The 16,932-nt window shown below is 48.7% G+C and carries 22 protein-coding genes and 1 riboswitch; of the genes, 16 read left to right on the forward strand and 6 right to left on the reverse strand.

Annotated elements, in window-relative coordinates; all coding sequences use genetic code 11:
* The first annotated feature begins 79 nt into the window (after nucleotides 1–79).
* The 4 genes from BZ167_RS04055 to BZ167_RS04070 all read left to right on the forward strand — a co-directional run bounded on the left by BZ167_RS04055 (nucleotide 80) and on the right by BZ167_RS04070 (nucleotide 4,071).
* Nucleotides 80–571, forward strand: coding sequence for a YajQ family cyclic di-GMP-binding protein (locus tag BZ167_RS04055; RefSeq protein WP_012117263.1), 492 nt, complete (start codon nucleotides 80–82; stop codon nucleotides 569–571).
* A 100-nt stretch (nucleotides 572–671) separates the two neighbouring features.
* A riboswitch (SAM riboswitch) is annotated at nucleotides 672–793 on the forward strand.
* Between the two features lie 89 nt (nucleotides 794–882).
* Nucleotides 883–2,724 (forward strand): bifunctional homocysteine S-methyltransferase/methylenetetrahydrofolate reductase, encoded by a 1,842-nt coding sequence (locus BZ167_RS04060; protein ID WP_060675029.1) that lies wholly within the window; start codon nucleotides 883–885, stop codon nucleotides 2,722–2,724.
* An 82-nt stretch (nucleotides 2,725–2,806) separates the two neighbouring features.
* Nucleotides 2,807–3,247 carry a GNAT family N-acetyltransferase gene (locus BZ167_RS04065; RefSeq protein WP_007409151.1) on the forward strand — a complete coding sequence of 147 codons (441 nt, stop codon included), beginning with the start codon at nucleotides 2,807–2,809 and terminating at the stop codon, nucleotides 3,245–3,247.
* 197 nt (nucleotides 3,248–3,444) lie between these two features.
* Entirely contained in the window at nucleotides 3,445–4,071 is a 627-nt protein-coding gene (locus tag BZ167_RS04070) for a pentapeptide repeat-containing protein (protein WP_031378479.1), read from the forward strand.
* A gap of 7 nt (nucleotides 4,072–4,078) precedes the next feature.
* On the opposite strand, the gene pdxR is transcribed toward BZ167_RS04070, so the two are convergent.
* Nucleotides 4,079–5,521 (reverse strand): MocR-like pyridoxine biosynthesis transcription factor PdxR, encoded by a 1,443-nt coding sequence (pdxR, locus tag BZ167_RS04075; RefSeq protein ID WP_060675027.1) that lies wholly within the window; start codon nucleotides 5,519–5,521, stop codon nucleotides 4,079–4,081.
* Nucleotides 5,522–5,646: 125 nt separating this feature from the next.
* On the opposite strand from pdxR, the gene BZ167_RS04080 reads away from it, so the two are divergent.
* Nucleotides 5,647–6,255: a LysE/ArgO family amino acid transporter gene (locus tag BZ167_RS04080; protein ID WP_025284538.1), complete on the forward strand. Its 609-nt coding sequence runs from the start codon at nucleotides 5,647–5,649 to the stop codon at nucleotides 6,253–6,255.
* 54 nt (nucleotides 6,256–6,309) lie between these two features.
* The gene (locus BZ167_RS04085; RefSeq protein WP_015239546.1) at nucleotides 6,310–6,804 is read left to right on the forward strand and encodes a DinB family protein; all 495 of its coding nucleotides are present in this window, start codon (nucleotides 6,310–6,312) and stop codon (nucleotides 6,802–6,804) included.
* A gap of 143 nt (nucleotides 6,805–6,947) precedes the next feature.
* Here BZ167_RS04085 and BZ167_RS04090 read toward each other — a convergent pair whose 3' ends face one another.
* The gene (locus BZ167_RS04090; protein WP_007409155.1) at nucleotides 6,948–7,811 is read right to left on the reverse strand and encodes an AraC family transcriptional regulator; all 864 of its coding nucleotides are present in this window, start codon (nucleotides 7,809–7,811) and stop codon (nucleotides 6,948–6,950) included.
* A 122-nt stretch (nucleotides 7,812–7,933) separates the two neighbouring features.
* On the opposite strand from BZ167_RS04090, the gene BZ167_RS04095 reads away from it, so the two are divergent.
* Nucleotides 7,934–9,301 carry an MATE family efflux transporter gene (locus BZ167_RS04095; protein WP_061861335.1) on the forward strand — a complete coding sequence of 456 codons (1,368 nt, stop codon included), beginning with the start codon at nucleotides 7,934–7,936 and terminating at the stop codon, nucleotides 9,299–9,301.
* Nucleotides 9,302–9,336: 35 nt separating this feature from the next.
* On the opposite strand, the gene BZ167_RS04100 is transcribed toward BZ167_RS04095, so the two are convergent.
* Both BZ167_RS04100 and asnB read right to left on the reverse strand, forming a co-directional pair.
* Nucleotides 9,337–10,077: a squalene/phytoene synthase family protein gene (locus BZ167_RS04100; RefSeq protein ID WP_033574503.1), complete on the reverse strand. Its 741-nt coding sequence runs from the start codon at nucleotides 10,075–10,077 to the stop codon at nucleotides 9,337–9,339.
* An 85-nt stretch (nucleotides 10,078–10,162) separates the two neighbouring features.
* The gene (asnB, locus tag BZ167_RS04105; protein WP_061861334.1) at nucleotides 10,163–12,004 is read right to left on the reverse strand and encodes an asparagine synthase (glutamine-hydrolyzing); all 1,842 of its coding nucleotides are present in this window, start codon (nucleotides 12,002–12,004) and stop codon (nucleotides 10,163–10,165) included.
* Between the two features lie 175 nt (nucleotides 12,005–12,179).
* On the opposite strand from asnB, the gene BZ167_RS04110 reads away from it, so the two are divergent.
* The gene (locus BZ167_RS04110; RefSeq protein WP_061861516.1) at nucleotides 12,180–12,722 is read left to right on the forward strand and encodes a DUF2777 family protein; all 543 of its coding nucleotides are present in this window, start codon (nucleotides 12,180–12,182) and stop codon (nucleotides 12,720–12,722) included.
* Between the two features lie 35 nt (nucleotides 12,723–12,757).
* On the forward strand, nucleotides 12,758–12,937 hold the full coding sequence (locus BZ167_RS20085; protein WP_226998544.1) for a hypothetical protein: 180 nt from the start codon (nucleotides 12,758–12,760) through the stop codon (nucleotides 12,935–12,937).
* Nucleotides 12,938–12,975: 38 nt separating this feature from the next.
* Here BZ167_RS20085 and BZ167_RS04115 read toward each other — a convergent pair whose 3' ends face one another.
* Both BZ167_RS04115 and BZ167_RS04120 read right to left on the reverse strand, forming a co-directional pair.
* Entirely contained in the window at nucleotides 12,976–13,332 is a 357-nt protein-coding gene (locus BZ167_RS04115) for a YisL family protein (RefSeq protein ID WP_015417184.1), read from the reverse strand.
* A gap of 93 nt (nucleotides 13,333–13,425) precedes the next feature.
* The gene (locus tag BZ167_RS04120) at nucleotides 13,426–14,331 is read right to left on the reverse strand and encodes a fumarylacetoacetate hydrolase family protein (protein WP_015417183.1); all 906 of its coding nucleotides are present in this window, start codon (nucleotides 14,329–14,331) and stop codon (nucleotides 13,426–13,428) included.
* Between the two features lie 217 nt (nucleotides 14,332–14,548).
* Between BZ167_RS04120 and BZ167_RS04125 the strand changes: the two genes are divergently transcribed.
* From BZ167_RS04125 to BZ167_RS04155, 7 genes are all read left to right on the forward strand, one after another.
* Nucleotides 14,549–14,764 carry an aspartyl-phosphate phosphatase Spo0E family protein gene (locus BZ167_RS04125; protein ID WP_007409163.1) on the forward strand — a complete coding sequence of 72 codons (216 nt, stop codon included), beginning with the start codon at nucleotides 14,549–14,551 and terminating at the stop codon, nucleotides 14,762–14,764.
* Between the two features lie 189 nt (nucleotides 14,765–14,953).
* Nucleotides 14,954–15,175, forward strand: coding sequence for a spore germination protein (locus tag BZ167_RS04130; RefSeq protein ID WP_003155135.1), 222 nt, complete (start codon nucleotides 14,954–14,956; stop codon nucleotides 15,173–15,175).
* 12 nt (nucleotides 15,176–15,187) lie between these two features.
* Entirely contained in the window at nucleotides 15,188–15,424 is a 237-nt protein-coding gene (locus BZ167_RS04135; RefSeq protein ID WP_007409164.1) for a spore germination protein GerPB, read from the forward strand.
* Nucleotides 15,425–15,459: 35 nt separating this feature from the next.
* Nucleotides 15,460–16,077, forward strand: coding sequence for a spore germination protein GerPC (locus BZ167_RS04140; protein WP_061861333.1), 618 nt, complete (start codon nucleotides 15,460–15,462; stop codon nucleotides 16,075–16,077).
* Complete coding sequence (locus BZ167_RS04145; protein WP_003155141.1) at nucleotides 16,074–16,250, forward strand: hypothetical protein; 177 nt, start codon at nucleotides 16,074–16,076, stop codon at nucleotides 16,248–16,250. The genes BZ167_RS04140 and BZ167_RS04145 overlap by 4 nt, the downstream gene beginning before the upstream one ends.
* Complete coding sequence (locus BZ167_RS04150) at nucleotides 16,250–16,645, forward strand: spore germination protein GerPE (RefSeq protein WP_007409166.1); 396 nt, start codon at nucleotides 16,250–16,252, stop codon at nucleotides 16,643–16,645. Before BZ167_RS04145 ends, BZ167_RS04150 begins: the two co-directional genes overlap by 1 nt.
* A gap of 39 nt (nucleotides 16,646–16,684) precedes the next feature.
* A complete protein-coding gene (locus BZ167_RS04155) occupies nucleotides 16,685–16,903 on the forward strand; it encodes a spore germination protein (protein ID WP_003155143.1) in 219 nt (72 codons plus the stop codon).
* The last annotated feature ends 29 nt before the right edge of the window (nucleotides 16,904–16,932 follow it).

Here is a 16,932-nt window from a genome sequence, read left to right on the forward strand (position 1 = left end):
TCATGCTTTATGCTGTTGGACATTTCTCTTTATTCTACTATAATCAACTCATAAGTGAAATGTTATAGGAGGTTTTCTCATGGCAAAAGAAAGTTCTTTTGATATTGTATCCAAAGTTGAATTTCCCGAAGTGCAGAATGCGATTCAGATGACGCTGAAAGAAATCGGCACGCGCTATGACTTTAAAGGATCGAAAAGCGATGTAACTTTAGAAAAGGAAGAGCTTGTCCTGATTTCTGATGACGAGTTTAAACTGAATCAGCTCAAAGATGTGCTGAGCGGCAAGCTGATCAAACGGGACGTGCCGACGAAAAACATTGAATACGGCAAAATCGAAAATGCTTCGGGAGGCACGGTGCGCCAGCGCGCGAAGCTTGTACAGGGCATTGATAAAGACAACGCCAAAAAAATCAACGCGGTGATTAAAAACTCCGGCTTGAAGGTCAAGTCGCAGATTCAGGACGACCAAGTGCGCGTCACCGGAAAAAATAAAGATGATCTGCAGCAGATTATTGCAGCCGTCCGCGGAGCAGACCTGCCGATTGACGTTCAATTTATTAATTTTAGATAAATTATGTGATTCCTATTGATTATTGTCTCTATTTTCGGTAAATTTGGAGAAAGGGATTTCCACAGTTAAGTTTTGGAAACCCATGACAATTACATGAACGTTCTTATCAAGAGAAGCCGAGGGACTGGCCCGACGACGCTTCAGCAACCGGTGTAGTGGTTTACCCAAACCATGACCAAGGTGCTAAATCCAGCAAGCTAAAAACAGCTTGGAAGATAAGAAGAGAGACAAATGATTACAAAGTCTTCTTCTTAAGAAGACTTTTTTTATTTCTCTTTTTTCCTTGCTGAATGTGACGAAGGAGGCAAACAATGGGACTATTACAAGACTTAAAAGAACGGATTTTAATCGGAGACGGCGCGATGGGCACTCTCCTCTATTCCTACGGCATTGACAGATGTTTTGAGGAACTGAACGTATCAAAGCCCGAAGAAATCAAGCGGATACATAAGGCTTACGTGGAAGCCGGGGCAGACATCATCCAGACAAATACGTACGGCGCGAATTTTATTAAGCTCTCAAGATACGGACTTGAGGATGAAACGAAAAAAATCAATCAGGAGGCGGTCAGAATCGCGCGCGCTTCCTCAGACGGCGCTTATGTATTGGGAACGATGGGCGGCATCCGCACCTTTAACAAAAACGCCTACAGCCTGGAGGAGATTAAACGCAGCTTTCGGGAGCAGCTTTATTTATTGCTGCACGAAGAGCCGGACGGTCTGCTTCTGGAAACATACTATGATTTAGAAGAGGCGCGCGAAGTGCTGAAGATCGCGAGAAAAGAAACGGAACTTCCGATTATGCTGAACGTATCCATGCACGAACAGGGCGTGCTGCAGGACGGAACGCCGCTTCGGGAAGCCCTCAGGTCAATTGCCGATCTCGGCGCTGACATAACGGGAATCAATTGCCGGCTCGGCCCGTACCACATGATTGAAGCGCTCACCGAAGTGCCGATTTTCAGTGACGCTTATTTATCGGTCTATCCGAACAGCAGCCTTCCGTCTTTAGAAGAAGGCCGGCTTGTTTATGATACGGACGATGCCTATTTCCGGGAGAGCGCCGTACAGTTCCGCACTCAGGGCGCGCGCATTATCGGCGGCTGCTGCGGTACGACGCCAAACCATATCAGAGCCATGGCCGAAGCGGTCCAAGGACTTTCTCCTGTCACTGAGAAAGAAGTGAAAATCAGACGGGAAGAAGAAGTCATCTCAGTCCGCAACGAACGGACCGAGCCGGGTTTAAACGAAATCGCCGCTCAAAAACGGTCAATTATCGTAGAGCTTGATCCGCCGAAAAAATTGAATTTTGACAAATTTCTGCAAGCGGCGGCTGAATTAAAAGAAACCGGCATAGAAGCGCTGACGCTCGCCGACAATTCATTGGCGACACCGCGGATCAGCAATGCAGCCTGCGGTTCATTGCTGAAAGAGCGTCTTGATATCCGTTCTCTCGTTCACATTACATGCAGAGACCGCAACATCATCGGCCTTCAGTCACATTTAATGGGGCTGGATACGCTCGGGCTCACCGACATTTTAGCCATCACGGGTGATCCTTCAAAAATCGGCGACTTTCCGGGGGCTACCTCCGTCTATGATTTAACGTCCTTTGACTTGATCAGGCTGATTAAACAATTCAACGAGGGCATTTCTTTATCAGGGAAACCGCTCGGCAAGAAAACGAACTTTTCCGTAGCCGGAGCATTTAATCCGAATGTCCGCCATCTCGATAAAGCAGTAAAACGGCTGGAGAAAAAAATAGAGTGCGGAGCTGACTACTTCGTGTCCCAGCCTGTCTACTCGGAGCAGCAGCTCATTGACATTCATCATGAAACGAAGCATCTCAAAACACCGGTGTATATCGGAATCATGCCGTTAACGAGCAGCCGCAACGCAGAGTTCATCCATCATGAAATCCCGGGCATTAAGCTGTCAGACAGCATCCGCGAAAAAATGGCGCTCGCCGGCGAAGACAAGCGGAAGCAGAAAGCCGAAGGCCTCGCCATCGCCAAGTCGCTTCTCGACACGGCGTGCGAACTGTTTAACGGAATTTATTTAATCACCCCGTTTCTCCGTTCTGATTTGACGTCAGAGCTTGCAGCTTATATTAAGCAAAAGGATGAAAAGCGGGCTGATGTATATTTGCATTGACGCGGAAGAGGCCGCCTGATATGACAGGCGGCTTTTTCATGGTACGATACAGAAAAAGAATCAAGCAAAGGAGGATTTTTTCATGGTTGAAGTAAAACCCATCACCGCAGAAGACACATACGCGATCAGACACAGCGTGCTGCGCCCCCATCAGACGATTGAGGATTGTAAATATGATCAGGACAGCGTCAAAGGAGCCTTTCATCTCGGAGGTTTTTACGACGGGACATTGATCAGCATCGCTTCTTTCTACCCGCAGAACCAGCAGGCGTTACAGGCAGCGCCCGCCTATCAGCTGCGCGGCATGGCGACGCTTGAGGAATACCGGACGCAAAAAGCGGGAAGCACGTTAATCGCCTATGCAGAACGGAAACTGGCAGATATGGGGGCGGCGCTTGTCTGGTGCAACGCCAGATGTCACGTAAAGGGATATTACGAAAAGCTCGGCTGGAAAAGCACGGGCAGCCCCTTTGACATACCCGGCATCGGCCCGCATGTGATCATGTATAAAGAACTCGCCTGAAACAGACAAATGCCCTTGGGGACATGTCTCTAAGGGCATTACCTTGAATGTCACGCCTGCTTTTATATGCGGTACTATTGACGCCCTCCCGCTTTTTTAATACCCTTTGTACATTACGCAACAGCAAGGATGGCAGGCAGAAAACGATATCTGTCAATTGCCGTTTTCAGCTATTAATTCAGAAAAGGAAGTATGAGATGAATACGATCCAAAAACCGAAAATCCCGAAAGAATTGCCGGTGCTTTCTTTCACAGAAGCGCTTCAGGACGACCTCATAAAAGAAGTCGTCATAGAAAACGCCGTCGTAAACAGCAAACTGGACGGCCTGCGCGCCGAAAAAGTCATTTTCAGAAACACCGTTTTTACGGATGTCTCTTTCAGACATATGGAATGTACCGATGTCCTGTTTGACAAATGTGATGTCTCAAACGCTGATTTCAGCGGAAGCATCATCCATAGAACGGCGTTTCAGCATTCAAAACTTCTCGGCTTGAATCTGGCGGATTCCGCCATGCGTCATGTACGGTTTGAAGACTGCCTCGCAAATTACAGCTCCTTCAGCTATTCCAATATGAAGCATGTCCGGTTTGACACGTGCGCTCTTACAGAAAGCGAGTGGAATGATGCCGTTCTTGAATACACAGATCTTGACGCCTGTGATTTGAACGGCTCAAATTTTATCGGCACGTCTCTTTTTAATATGGATATCAGCACGTGCACATTTGATCATCTGCACGTCTCACTTGAGAAGCTGAAAGGATGCCGCATCTCTCCGGCGCATGCCGTTACATTCGCAGAAGCGCTCGGAGCCATTGTGACGTGATCTTTTATTAAACGAAACGGCGGGCGATGTCCGCTATCGTTTGAATGCCTTTTTCCAAGTCCGGTAAGGATGCGTATGAATAGGAAAGACGCAGGCTTTGCCGGTCTTCGGGAAGATAGAGAGCTCCCGGATTGATCAGCACGCCGGCATCCAAGGCACGGGTGAAAAGCGTCTGAACGGCGATTGCTTGATGAAAAGTGACCCAAATATAAAAGCCCCCCTCCGGCACACGCCACTCCGCAATATCTCCCGCGTATCTTTCAAGAGAACGCAATGCCGCATCTCTTCTGATTTTGAGTTCCTTTCTGAGACGCAAAAGGCGCGCTTCATAGCGGCCGCTTGACAGCCATTGACATGCCGCCCATTGAGATAAAGCACTGGAGCCGTAATCCGTCTGCATTTTAATATCGGCGAGCCTGTCTGCAACCGGCTCAGGGGCGACGACCCATCCGATGCGCAGACCCGGGCTTACGGTTTTTGACAGCGTGCCGATATACAGTACATTCCCCTCACTGTCCATCGATTTTAACGGAGGCGGCGGTTCTTTATCGATCCATAAATCACCGTATGCGTCATCTTCAATGACAGGCAGACGGTGATTTCTTGCGAGCGCGATGAGTTCCTTCCGCCGCTTAAGTGACATTACCGTTCCGGTCGGATTATGGAATGACGGAATGGTGTACAGCAGCCCTGCTTCGTATTGCCGCCGGTAAGCGGGAAGATGATCCGTTTTCATTCCGCTCCCATCCATCGGCACTCCCTTAAGCCTGACGCCCGCTGATTGAAACACACGCAGGGAATGGAGATACGACGGGTTTTCAGTCAGCATGACAGAGTTTGGTTTTAGCAGCCCGATTGAAATGAGCTGAAGCGCCTGCAGCGCGCCTGAGACGATTACGATGGATGCCGGGGACGCGTGAATCCCCTTTGTTTTCAAATGTTCCGCGACGCTTTGCCGAAGCTGAAGGCTGCCCTTCGGTTCTTCATAGCCGAGCGCAAAAATGTTAGTTCCCGCTTCACGGAACAGTTCGGCCATCTCCTGCTCAGGCAGCAGCTCTTGACTCAGTTCACCCGTCCCCAGCCTGATCAGATCCGGACGCGGCTCGTTTTGATTAATGGCCTGAACCAAGGCTGAATTCGGCTGATGACTTCCCGATGTAACGTATGTGCTCCAATCAAGGGGCTTAGCCGCTGCCATGATGCTCCACGTATTGTTGACGACCTTTGTGCCTCCCCCTCTTTTTCCTTCCAGAAGACCTTGGGCGATTAACTCATCAACTGCTGCCGTCACTGTGCTTCGGTTGACCTGAAGCTCCTCGGCGAGCTTTCTTTGTGAGGGAATTTTCGTGCCGATGGTCCATTCGCCATGAAGTATTTTTTCTTTTATATGCTGTTCGATCTGGAGATAAAGCGGTATGTGCGACTCCCGATCCGGACGCCAGCTGTTCATACGTCATCCCTCCTTCTTTATTTATTATACATTTGGCTGGTTCAAGTACCAGCCAAATGGCCGGAGACATCAGCACACAGTGCGGCTACAATGAGATTTAGTTGACGATTGGAGGGTTTTACGAAATGAATGCGATTCTTCACGGAGTGATGCTCGCTTTCGGCCTTATTTTGCCATTGGGTGCGCAAAACGTGTTTATTTTTCAGCAGGGAGCCTGGCAAAAACATGTGTGGCAGGCGTTTCCCGCAGTGATTGCCGCCGCGGTATGCGATACGATTCTCATCAGCGCGGCGGTCGCAGGCGTGTCAATGATTATTGCAGAGATTCCCGTTTTTCAGACCGTCATGCTTATAGGCGGCTTTTTGTTTCTCAGTTTTTTAGGCTGGCAGACTTGGAGAAGCAAACCGCAGGCCGAACAGGCGAGAAAAACGGTTTTCACGGCAAAAAAACAGGCGGTCACGGCCGTCATGGTATCCCTTTTGAACCCGCATGCGATTTTGGATACCGTCAGTGTCATCGGCACAAGCTCCGCCGCCTATCCGGGAATTGATAAATGGCTGTTTGCCGGTGCTTGTATCGCGGTCTCCTGGGTATGGTTCGCCGGACTGGCATTCGCGGGACGGCTCGTTCAAACGGCGGATACAGGAGGCCGGCTCCTCGGCATCCTGAATAAATGCTCGGCATTGGTGATGTGGGGTGCTGCTTTTTATTTTGCGGCGCTTTTGTTTCGATAAAAGGAATTCGGCCAGGCCATGTTGAATGTACCGGAAGGAAGAGGGGGAATTGGAATGTCAGACATTTTAAAGCTGTATCACTACCACAGATGGGCAAATGAGCAAGTTATTCAGCATCTGAAGACGCTGCCCGCGGTCAGCTTACAGCAGAAACTGAAAAGTGTTTTTCCGACTGTGAACGCCGTGCTTGTGCATATATACCGGGCTGATTACATTTGGCTTCACGTGCTTTACGGAGAAACTTTCGAACAAATCGTCTCGCAGTTTGATCAATTTGAAAAGCTTGACGGAGATTTTGAGGCGATTGAACATAGAATGACTGAACTGGACAAAGAATTCAGCGAATTTTTAAAAGAAATGGAGAACCCGGAAGGTCCGATCTCTATTTCTCATCCGCGCCTGGGGACGCTTCAGACGACATATGCCGATGTGATCCGGCATGTTGTGAATCACGGCACATACCATCGCGGCAATATCACCGCGATGCTTCACCAAATGGGCTATAAAGGCGTGCCGACTGACTACATTTTTTTCTCATACGAATCATAAAAAAGCAAAGGCCTCCCGGGCCTTTGCTTTTTTACTTCGAATCTATCATAATCCGATATAGCTGGAGACGCCCGCTTTTTCGGCCACATCGTAAATTGTCATTTTCATGCTTACTGATCCCTCTTTTGTTCTCTGGTTTTAGGTCAGTCCGTTTTCCGGCTTACGAATTTGCGGTATTCAAGCGGCGAAATGCCTTCAATCTGTTTAAACAGTTTGGAAAAATAGGTTGGGTCCTCCATACCGATGGCGTCCGCGATCGCCCCCATTTTGTCATTGGTTGCGGACAAAAGACGTTTCGCCTCCGTCATTCTGACTTTGTTCGTATACTGGCCGGGCGTGACGCCGAGCACCTGCTGCATGCAGCGGGTCACGTAGTCTTGGTTGTAATGAAGAGCCGAAGAGAGCGCTTTGATGGTTGTTTTCTCCTGATAGTGCTCCTGCAGGTACCGGGCGGCCTCCCATGCGACTCTTTCCTTTGCGGACGGGATTTGGAACGCTTCTTTCTGAAGATGGAGCAGCAGCTCTTCAAACAGAATCTGCTTTCTGAGCGGCAGATCGGAGTTCTCGGCGCTGTCATCTGTCAGCACACTGAATTGCCCGGCCATAAACTGCGGGCGTCTCACTTTCCCTTTTTGCGGCAGGGACAGCCGGTAGCGGGACGGCTCTTCAAAGCTCCCTTTTTTTCGCCTCAGCTCCGACCAGTTGTTCCCGGTTGTTTCCGTCACCTCATAAGCCGCTCCCTCAAAATGAAGCCACGAATAGGATGTCGTTTCTTCACTGCCTTTTGTCCCGTAATGTTCAAGCCCGGGAGAAAGCAGAATATATTCTCCCGCTTCAACGGAAAAGGCGTTTTCGTCTTCTGTAATGTAGAGGACGCCTTCTTTCACATACAGCAGATCAAACACCGGGAAGACCCGTCTCACATGGGTTTCGCCTTTTTTGAACACTCCTTCTCCCGCAGCGATAAAGACCGGGAACGGAGGAACTGTGAACTCGAGAAAGGACATATTTTCGGCCCTCCTTTTTAAGTCGGATTTTTGCAAGAAGTTTCGTTTCTCTCCCTTTTTATTATAAGAAAATGGAGGTACACTTTTAAACGTTGATTTTGTCAGGAAAGGGGTTAAAAGAAATGAAACAAGCGATTTTAAAACGGGCTGCGTTCAAACAATCCTCTGATCACAGACTCTCATTATACGCGCTGACTTGGCCGATATTTATTGAGGTTTCATTATATATGTTTATGGGAAACGCCGACACTCTTATGCTTAGCCAATACTCTGACAACAGTGTGGCGGCCGTGGGTGTCAGCAATCAGATTTTAAATTTAATTATCGTGATGTTCAGCTTTATCGCAACGGGCACGACAATTGTGATTTCACAGTTTTTAGGCTCTAAACAGAAAAAAGAGGCGCAGGAAGTGGCTTATGTATCAATAGGAGCGAACTTTGTCATCAGTCTCGCCATCAGCGCCGCCATATTTTTTGCGGCCGTTCCGCTGCTTCATGTGATGGGTCTTTCCAATGAATTGATGCCGGATGCCAAAGTCTTTTTGCAGGTGGTCGGCGGGCTGTCCTTCATTCAGGCTTTGATTATGACGTTCAGCGCCATTTTAAAAAGCTACGGTCATACGAAGGATACGATGTTCGTTACGATCGGGATGAATATTTTAAATATTGCCGGAAACTTTCTTGTCATTTTCGGGCCGCTCGGCCTTCCGGTGTTAGGCGTCGCCGGTGTTGCGATGTCAACGTCCTTCGCGCGGATCATCGGACTGGTCGCGATGATTGTGATCGTCAAAAAACGCATCGGACTCGGTCTGACATGGCAAAAGATTTTTCACGTCCATAAAGAGCACTTGCGGAAACTCCTGAAAATCGGGATTCCGTCTGCCGGCGAACAGCTGTCTTACAACATTTCGCAAATGGTTGTCACTTATTTTATCGCCATTATGGGCGCTCAGGCGCTTACGACAAAGGTTTATACACAAAACATCACCATGTTTATCCTGCTGTTCGGAACGGCGATCAGCCAGGGCACACAGATTTTGATCGGCAGATATATCGGCGCCAAACGGTTTGACGACGCTTATGACCGCTGCATGAAAAGTCTGTACTGGGCGCTTGGCATTGCCGCTTTGACATCCGTGATCATGACCTTGTTTTCAAAGCAGCTGATCGGAATTTTCACAAGCAGCCCTGACATTATTGCGACGGCGAGCATGCTGATCGCCATGACGATCATTCTTGAGCCCGGCCGTTCATTCAATGTCATTATCATCAACTCGCTGCGGGCTGCCGGAGATGCAAAATTCCCCGTCTACATGGCAATGATTTCCATGTGGGGTATCGGACTGCCGCTCGCTTATCTGTTCGGCATCCATTTCGGATTGGGGCTTATGGGCATCTGGATTTCATTTATCGCGGATGAATGGGTCAGAGGCATTCTTATGTACAGAAGATGGCGGTCGCGGATTTGGATTCAAAAAGGGATTGCATAAACGCCCGAAGCTTCGTTATGAAGCCGGGCGTTTTTTTATGCTTGTGAAAGCCGTTGTCTCATGTCACCGAGCTCTGACCGGTAATGTGCCGCTAAACCGGTAACGGCGGGCCTTGAGTATAACGGAAACAGCTCCAGCTCTTCAGACGCCTCCTCGAAATACGCCTCGGCCTCGAATGCGATGTACTCCCATACATTCATAAAAGCTTTGTTGACGGTATGGCTCTCCAGCTCTTCTTCCGTATAGCCGAATTGCTTCATCACCTGGCGCGGGAGACGCTTTTTCGCCCGCTCGTCCGTATGGACCTCCAGAAGCACCCGGGTCAGCTGAATGGCTGCTCCTAATGAAACGGCTGCATGGCGGAGTTTCTCTTGGTTCCGGCGCGCGCAAACCGGCAGCAGAAGCAGGCCGAGGGCTCCGCCTGTTTGGCCCGCGTACATCAGCAGGTCATCAAACTCTTGATACGTTACTTTTTCTCTGTCAGAGATTTGGCCGGCGATAAACTCACGTAACGGCTCTTCTTCAAGCGCAAATTGCTGCCGCGCATCGGTGAGCGCCTCCCACAAAAAGCCGTCGGCGCGGGACCCGTTCAGAAAGTCTTGTGCCGCCTGTTCAAATCCTCCAAGTTCCTGCACATCAAGCCGGTCAGCTTCGTGAAACAAAGCAAGCACCGCCCATGCGGCCCGCCTGTTTTTTGGCGGCAGGGATGAGAAAGTCCGTTTATATAAAGGAAAGTGCGCCTCGGCAAGCTGGGCGCATGTTTCGTATTCGGTCATGGTATCACTCCTCTGTTTTTTAGTGTACCATATGTTTCACAATAAAAAGACCGATATCCTTCAGCGGAAACCGGTCGCGGCACTGTTATTCTTCTATATCGATACGATACGCCTCAAACCATGTATGGATCTGGGCAAGATGGGCGATCAGCTGCGGGCCTTTCATCAGCTGGCCGAACCACGGAACCTGAAAAGATGAACCTTCTGTCTCCAGCAGCATTTCCAGCTTCTTTCTGTCAAGCAGGATGTGAAGCACGGAATCTTTCTGTTGTAAAATCGTTTTCAGCCATTCTGTAACCCCCTGCGTGTATTTCGGGTGATGCGTTTTCGGATAAGGGCTTTTTTTGCGGTACAAAATATCTTCAGGAAGCAGTCCTTCAAGCGCTTTCCGCAAGATGCCTTTTTCCCGGCTGCCATGCATTTTCATTTCCCAAGGAATATTCCAAACGTATTCCACAAGTCTGTGGTCGGCGAACGGCACCCGTACTTCAAGACTTGCGCCCATGCTCATTCGGTCTTTGCGGTCGAGCAGATTTGTCATAAACCAAAGCATATTTAAGTAGAACAGCTGCCGTCTCGCTTTATCTGTTCCCGTCTCACCGTCTAACAGCGGCGTTTCCGCAATGGTTTCTTCATATCTCGCATTCACGTATTCTCTAAGATTCAGCCGTTTTTGCCACTTTTCATCCAAGAGCGTGATCCTCTCCTCAGTCGACCTCATCCAAGGAAATCCGTCTTCTTCTGCCGCGGTGTGAAACCACGGATATCCGCCGAAAATTTCGTCCGCGCATTCTCCGGAAAGGCTCACGACAAAATCTTTTTTAATTTCCCGGCAGAACCATAATAGCGAGGAATCAACATCAGCCATGCCCGGCAGATCTCTGACGAGAACGGATTCCTCCAGGTGTTCAACCAGCTGATCCTGCGTAATCACGCACTTATGATGCTGTGTGCCGAATGCATTTGTCATTTTATCGATCCACGGGCCGTCATCATTCGGCTGAAAGGCGCTCGCTTTAAAAAATTTGCTGTTCTCCTCATAATCAATGGAATAAGTATGAAGGGGATCTCTGCCTTGTTTCTCAAAATGAGCGGCGGCTATCGCGGTTATCGCGCTCGAATCAAGCCCCCCTGATAAAAACGTGCAAACCGGCACGTCAGATACGAGCTGGCGTGTCACTGCATCCTGAAATAAGTACCGAATGTGAGCCGCGGTTTCATCGAAGCTGTCTGTATGCTTTTCGCTCTTTACATTCCAATAACGCCATATGGACAAACCGTCCTTTGAGAAAGTGAACGCATGGGCGGGACGCACCTCGTGAATTCCTTTAAACACCCCGCAGCCCGGAGTTCTGGATGGTCCGAGTCCGAATACTTCCGCAAGTCCGCCGCTGTCTGTGCGGGCTTTCACATCAGGATGAGCAAGGATGGCTTTCAATTCCGACCCAAACAGAAAGGAAGAGCCGTGTTCTTTATAAAAAAACGGTTTGACGCCGAGCCGGTCTCTTGCCCCGAACAGCCGCTTGCGCTTCTCATCCCAGATGGCAAAAGCGAAAATACCGTTCAAGCGGTCCACGCACTCCTCCCGCCACTCAATATAGCTGTGCAGCAGCACTTCTGTATCAGAGGTCCTCTCAAAACGGTGGCCCCTCGCCTGAAGCTCCTTCCGCAATTCCTCCGTGTTATACAGCTCGCCATTATAAATGATGGTGTACGTTTCCTCTTGATGCGTGCAGGCCATCGGCTGGCGGCCGCCTTCAATGTCAACGACCGAAAGTCTTTTATGTCCGAATAAAACATGGGGTTCTCCCCAGACGTTTGAATCATCAGGCCCTCGTTTTGAAAGAGTGTCTATCATATTGTTCATAATATGTTTCTCTTGGACGAGCTGCTTTTGAAAATCGACCCAACCCGCAATTCCACACATGTGATATCAGCTCCAATCCCGTTTCTGTCGGTATCAAATTCGTTTCTATCAGCACTTTACCCAGTTTATGCAAAGAAACGCAGATAGTTGATTTGTCCCACTAAGAGTTGTATGAGACAAGCCCGATTTGGAAAGAACGGAAGAGAAGAAACAAACAAAGGAGACCGGCACGGTTATGAAACGAAAACAGCTTTTCTCAGAAAAAAACAAATGGGGGCGCGGCACCCTGATGATAGAGGACGGCATCTGCCTCGTCGAAAACGATGAAGGCGATATCCTGCTGGCAGACAGTCTAGGTAACGCAGACGTATTGATGAAACGCGAGGGCAGATGGCAGCCGGCACGGATTTGCGGCGGTGCGGCCGAAATCGGCGCAGACACCATCCCCCTGCTCGGCGGGGAAGAAATCCGTTATGAAAAGGCGGTCAAACGGCCGCTGTTAACCTTGCTCGATTCGCTGGACGATGAAACGTTTCTGCTGTTTCTCAGCCATCTTCACGGGTTCGGCCTGTCTGTATATGATTGCGTATTTTCCTACAATCAGGCGCTGTTTTCCGGTGAAGGCGTTTCGTTTTATCACTTCTCGGCGGATGACGCACAATGCGCCCTGCAGCATCACCGCGGCAGCTCGGGTAAACACGACAGATTTGAATGGACGGCATCTGACGGGCGGCGCTCCATTATGTATTCAGCGGCAAAACAAGACGGCACCGCGTAACAAACAGGCGGCACCTTTTAAATAGGTGCCGCCTGATGTATTTAGCTTTGTTTTTCACGCTGATTGACGCCCGGCGTTTGCTATTACCCTTCACAGCCGCAGCTTTTGCGGTAACGAGAGTGATTGACGCTTTTGGCATCCTGCAAATCTTCTTCGCCTCATCAACATCCCCCTGCCACGGCATTTCTCATTCAGCGGCACAGTTGCGCGACTAAAAAAAACCCGGATGCATCCGGGTTTTTCAAGCGATTGATTAAAATACGTGAAAGCCGATCGGCAAGTGTAGGCCGAGCAGCACCGTCAGGACGAGCACGATAATAAAACCGATCCACAATCCGCCGGTTGATTTGCCTTTTTTCTTACGGATGACGAGCATTTCCATCAGTCCGATGGTAATGATGCCGAGAAGCATTTTTCCGGCGTACTCTCCGTTCCAATTCGCAAAACGGACAAAAAGCTCAGCTCCGGTCAGAATAATAATAATGTAGAATAAGCGCAGAATCATATGTGTAACTTTTGCGCCCTTCGCTTTTCCGGAACCGTACAGCCCGTAGCTGACAAATACCAGGATAAGCGCAACGACCCATGAAGTAATATGCCAATGTGTCATTATGTTCAATTCCCCCTATCAGATCAATCTGCCTCACTTATGGTACCACAACAAGCCGCTCGGAGCATTATCAATCGTGCGAAAGACACACAATTATCCGATTTGGTTCCACAGCGTGCCGATCGGTTCAATTGTAATGTCAATGCGGTCCCCCGGCTTTAAAAATTTCGGCGGCTTAAACCCTTTTCCGACACCGGACGGCGTCCCCGTCGCTATAATGTCACCGGCTTCAAGCGTCATTCCTTTTGACAGCGTTTCGATTAATTCAGCTATCGGAAAAATCATGTCACCCGTTGATCCTGATTGGCGCAGTTCTCCGTTCACCCGCGTTTCAACTTTCAGGCTTTGCGGATCACTGACGGCCGACTTATGTACAATGACCGGGCCCATCGGGCATGTCGTATCGAGGCTTTTGCCGATAAAAAACTGTTTATGTTTCTTCTGCAGATCGCGCGCTGTTATATCATTTACAATTGTATAGCCGAATATATGATCAAGCGCATGTTCTTTGGAGATGTGCGATCCGCTTTTTGATATGATGACCGCAAGCTCCCCTTCATAATCAAGCTGCTCCGTTACGTCCAAGTGGCTGTCCACTGTTTCTCCGTGTCCTGTAACGGCAGCGGGAGCTTTCGTAAAAACCATGGGATGCTCCGGTATATCAGCCTCACTCCCCATTTCAACAGCATGATCACGATAATTTTTCCCGATGCAGATCACGTTCTTTGAAGGTCTCGGAATAGGCGCGCAAAGCTTTACGTCAGACAGCGCATACATAAATGAACCCGACTCATCATTCGGTTTTTTCGCCCATTCCGCAAGCTGTCCGGCATGCGCGACAAACTTATCTCCTTTTTGAATGCACTCGATCAGCGAACCCGGAATCGTCTCAAGTTCAAACAATTTTTTTTCAGCCTTTTGCAGATCTAAGATTTTGTCATCATCAATGATCAGACCGACAAATGTTCGGCTGTTCAGTTCCCCTGTCGCAAATTTCATGTTAATCCCCCATCATTTTTAAATCTGGCATTCCTTTATGTATTCTTCCTCCTGGCGGGAAATTCCTCTTTTAAACAGGCTGAAAATAAGTGTAAAAGAGTATCAAAAATTGTCACTTTTTTAGTCATATTGACGAAATAAAACCTTCTTGGCCAAAATGGGTTATACTATTATCATCCTATGTTTTCCAAAATAATCGAGAATTGGAGATCACACGATGAACAAAATTGAAGAAAAAAGATTAACTTTATTCGAGACAGCGCAAAAATTCGGAATCAATGCAACGGAGACCATCAGGTGCAGCCAGGAGCTGGACAGCCTTTTAAACGGGTGCCGGGGCGGGCTCATCCAACAAACGAAAGACAGCGGGCTGAACCCGGCCGCACAGATTGAGCACGGCCGCACCGCAGGAAAAAAAGAGGCTTTCTCATAAACGTGATATGTATATAAATCTGTATCATTTATGTATAAGACCCGGCATGCGTAAAGCGCCGGTGTTTTTACGTCTAAAGTTTTTTCCGCTCACAAAAATGTGCATTTGTCATAAGCTATTTTAGGCAGGCAGCCCAGATAAGCTCCTGGAGTGCAGTCATGAAAATCTTCACGAAAAGGATGTGCTCGTATGCCCGCAATTGTCGGAGCGTTTAAAATTAATGCCGTCGGTACGAGCGGAGTCGTTCATATAGGCGACTGCATCACCATTTCTCCAAAAGCAGAGGTTAAGACATTTGCCGGAGCGGGCAGCTTCAATACCGGAGACAATCTCACACTGACGAATTACAGGAATTCAACGAATGTGTACGATAATGATGTAATCGATCAGCCGATGGCAGGAAACGCATAAAGGAGGCGCCGTATGAATTTTTACGTCAATCAGTCGATCCATATCAATTACATGCGTGTAGAATCTGTCAGCAATTCCTCCATACTGCAAATCGGAAGCGCCGGTTCAATTAAATCTCTTTCCAATCTGTACAACACAGGGAGTTATGTTGAGCCGGCGCCGCCTGTCACCGCGGGGCAGCAGACTGTAACAACAGGGGGAGGTCCCGGCACCTCATCATTTGTACCGCTCCAGCCGCCAAGCCGGTAGTTTTAATGAAGGAAACGAGACGCGAGGTGAATGTCATGTATGATCAATCCGTTTCATCCTACCTGCAGAATTTAAATTCTTTCGTCCAGCAGCAGGCGCAGCAGATTCAGGAGCTCGAACGGCAGCTGAAAGAATTCCAAAATGAAATTTCAACGCTGAAGCAGCAGCCTTCTACAAGAATCGATCGGCTCGAGTATAAATTTGATCAGCTGAAAATTGAACGGCTGGAAGGAACGCTGAATATCGGATTGAATCCGACTGATCCGAATGCCGTGCAAAACTTCGAAGTCGGCCAGACATCTCCGCAGGTCGGAATGATGCAGCAGGAACAGGCGGGCCAGCAAATGCAGCAAATCCGCCAAAACGTCGATATGTACCTGAATGAAGAAATCCCCGCGCTTTTAGAACAGCTCGAAACTCAGTATGAGAGCAGGCTGGACGAAGCGAACAAATATCATATTATTGAAGATATCAGAAAGCAGATGGACAGCCGGATTCATTATTATCTGTCCCATGTCCCGAAAGAAGAAAATACGGCGCCCGCGCAATATGCCGAGCAGATTGCCGAACATGTGAAGCGTGATATTGTCAGGGCCGTCGAGCACTTTATTAAGCACATACCTGGTGAAATGAAAGGTGATGATCCGTCATGATTTTTACAGTGATTAACCGGAATATTGAAGTCGGCGACATCCGGTCTACCGGTGTGTCCAGTTCTTCCTTATTATTAATCGGCGACACCGATTCCGTCTATCTGTCTTCCATCTTTGACACGCCTCCGGAATCTCTTATTATCGGGCCTTATGTGCCGCTGGCGCCGGAATAATGTTAAAGCGCATTTCACGCCTCCGGAACGCCAAAATCAATTCAGTCGGGATTGCGAGTGTCTTTCAAGCAGGCGATACGAATGAAATCAATATGCGGATCAAAGTATTGGCCGATCAGCGTAGTCTTGCTGTATACAGAGATGATGAAGGCTCATTTAACAAAAAAGAATACCAGATTTTTCGGCAGCCGGCCGTCATGCCGTTACCGGAAACGGGAGTCCAAAGCGCATTCTGCCATGAAAACCCTTCAATTCGGGTAAGGAATGTGAAAGTTCAAGGGGTATCGTCAGCGTCCGTGGTTCAAATCGGATCGACGTCGATCGTTCTGGGAGATTCGCGGCTGAAACATATTAGGCAGATCTTCACGCCAAGCTCACAATCACAGCAGCCCTGACATATAATGACGGTGAGACTTCTATAAAGGGTGTCGTTTATGCCAGCAATTACCGGACCTATAGCTATCAATTCCATATCGGGCGGAGTCGTAAACTTTGGTGATTCCTTTTACCTTTCTCCAAAAAGCTCTTCTAAATCTGCGCTCGGTTCGGGAGCAGGCAATACCGGAGATTTCCTGTTATTAAACAACGTTGTCAATGCGACAAACTATATAGACCCCGATGTCAGCGATCAAAATGTGGTCGGAAACGCCTAAAAAGCAGCCGCTCTTTCAGAAGAGGGCTG

Source organism: Bacillus sp. 275, from assembly GCF_001999205.1.
GTDB classification, from domain to species: Bacteria; Bacillota; Bacilli; order Bacillales; family Bacillaceae; genus Bacillus; species Bacillus velezensis.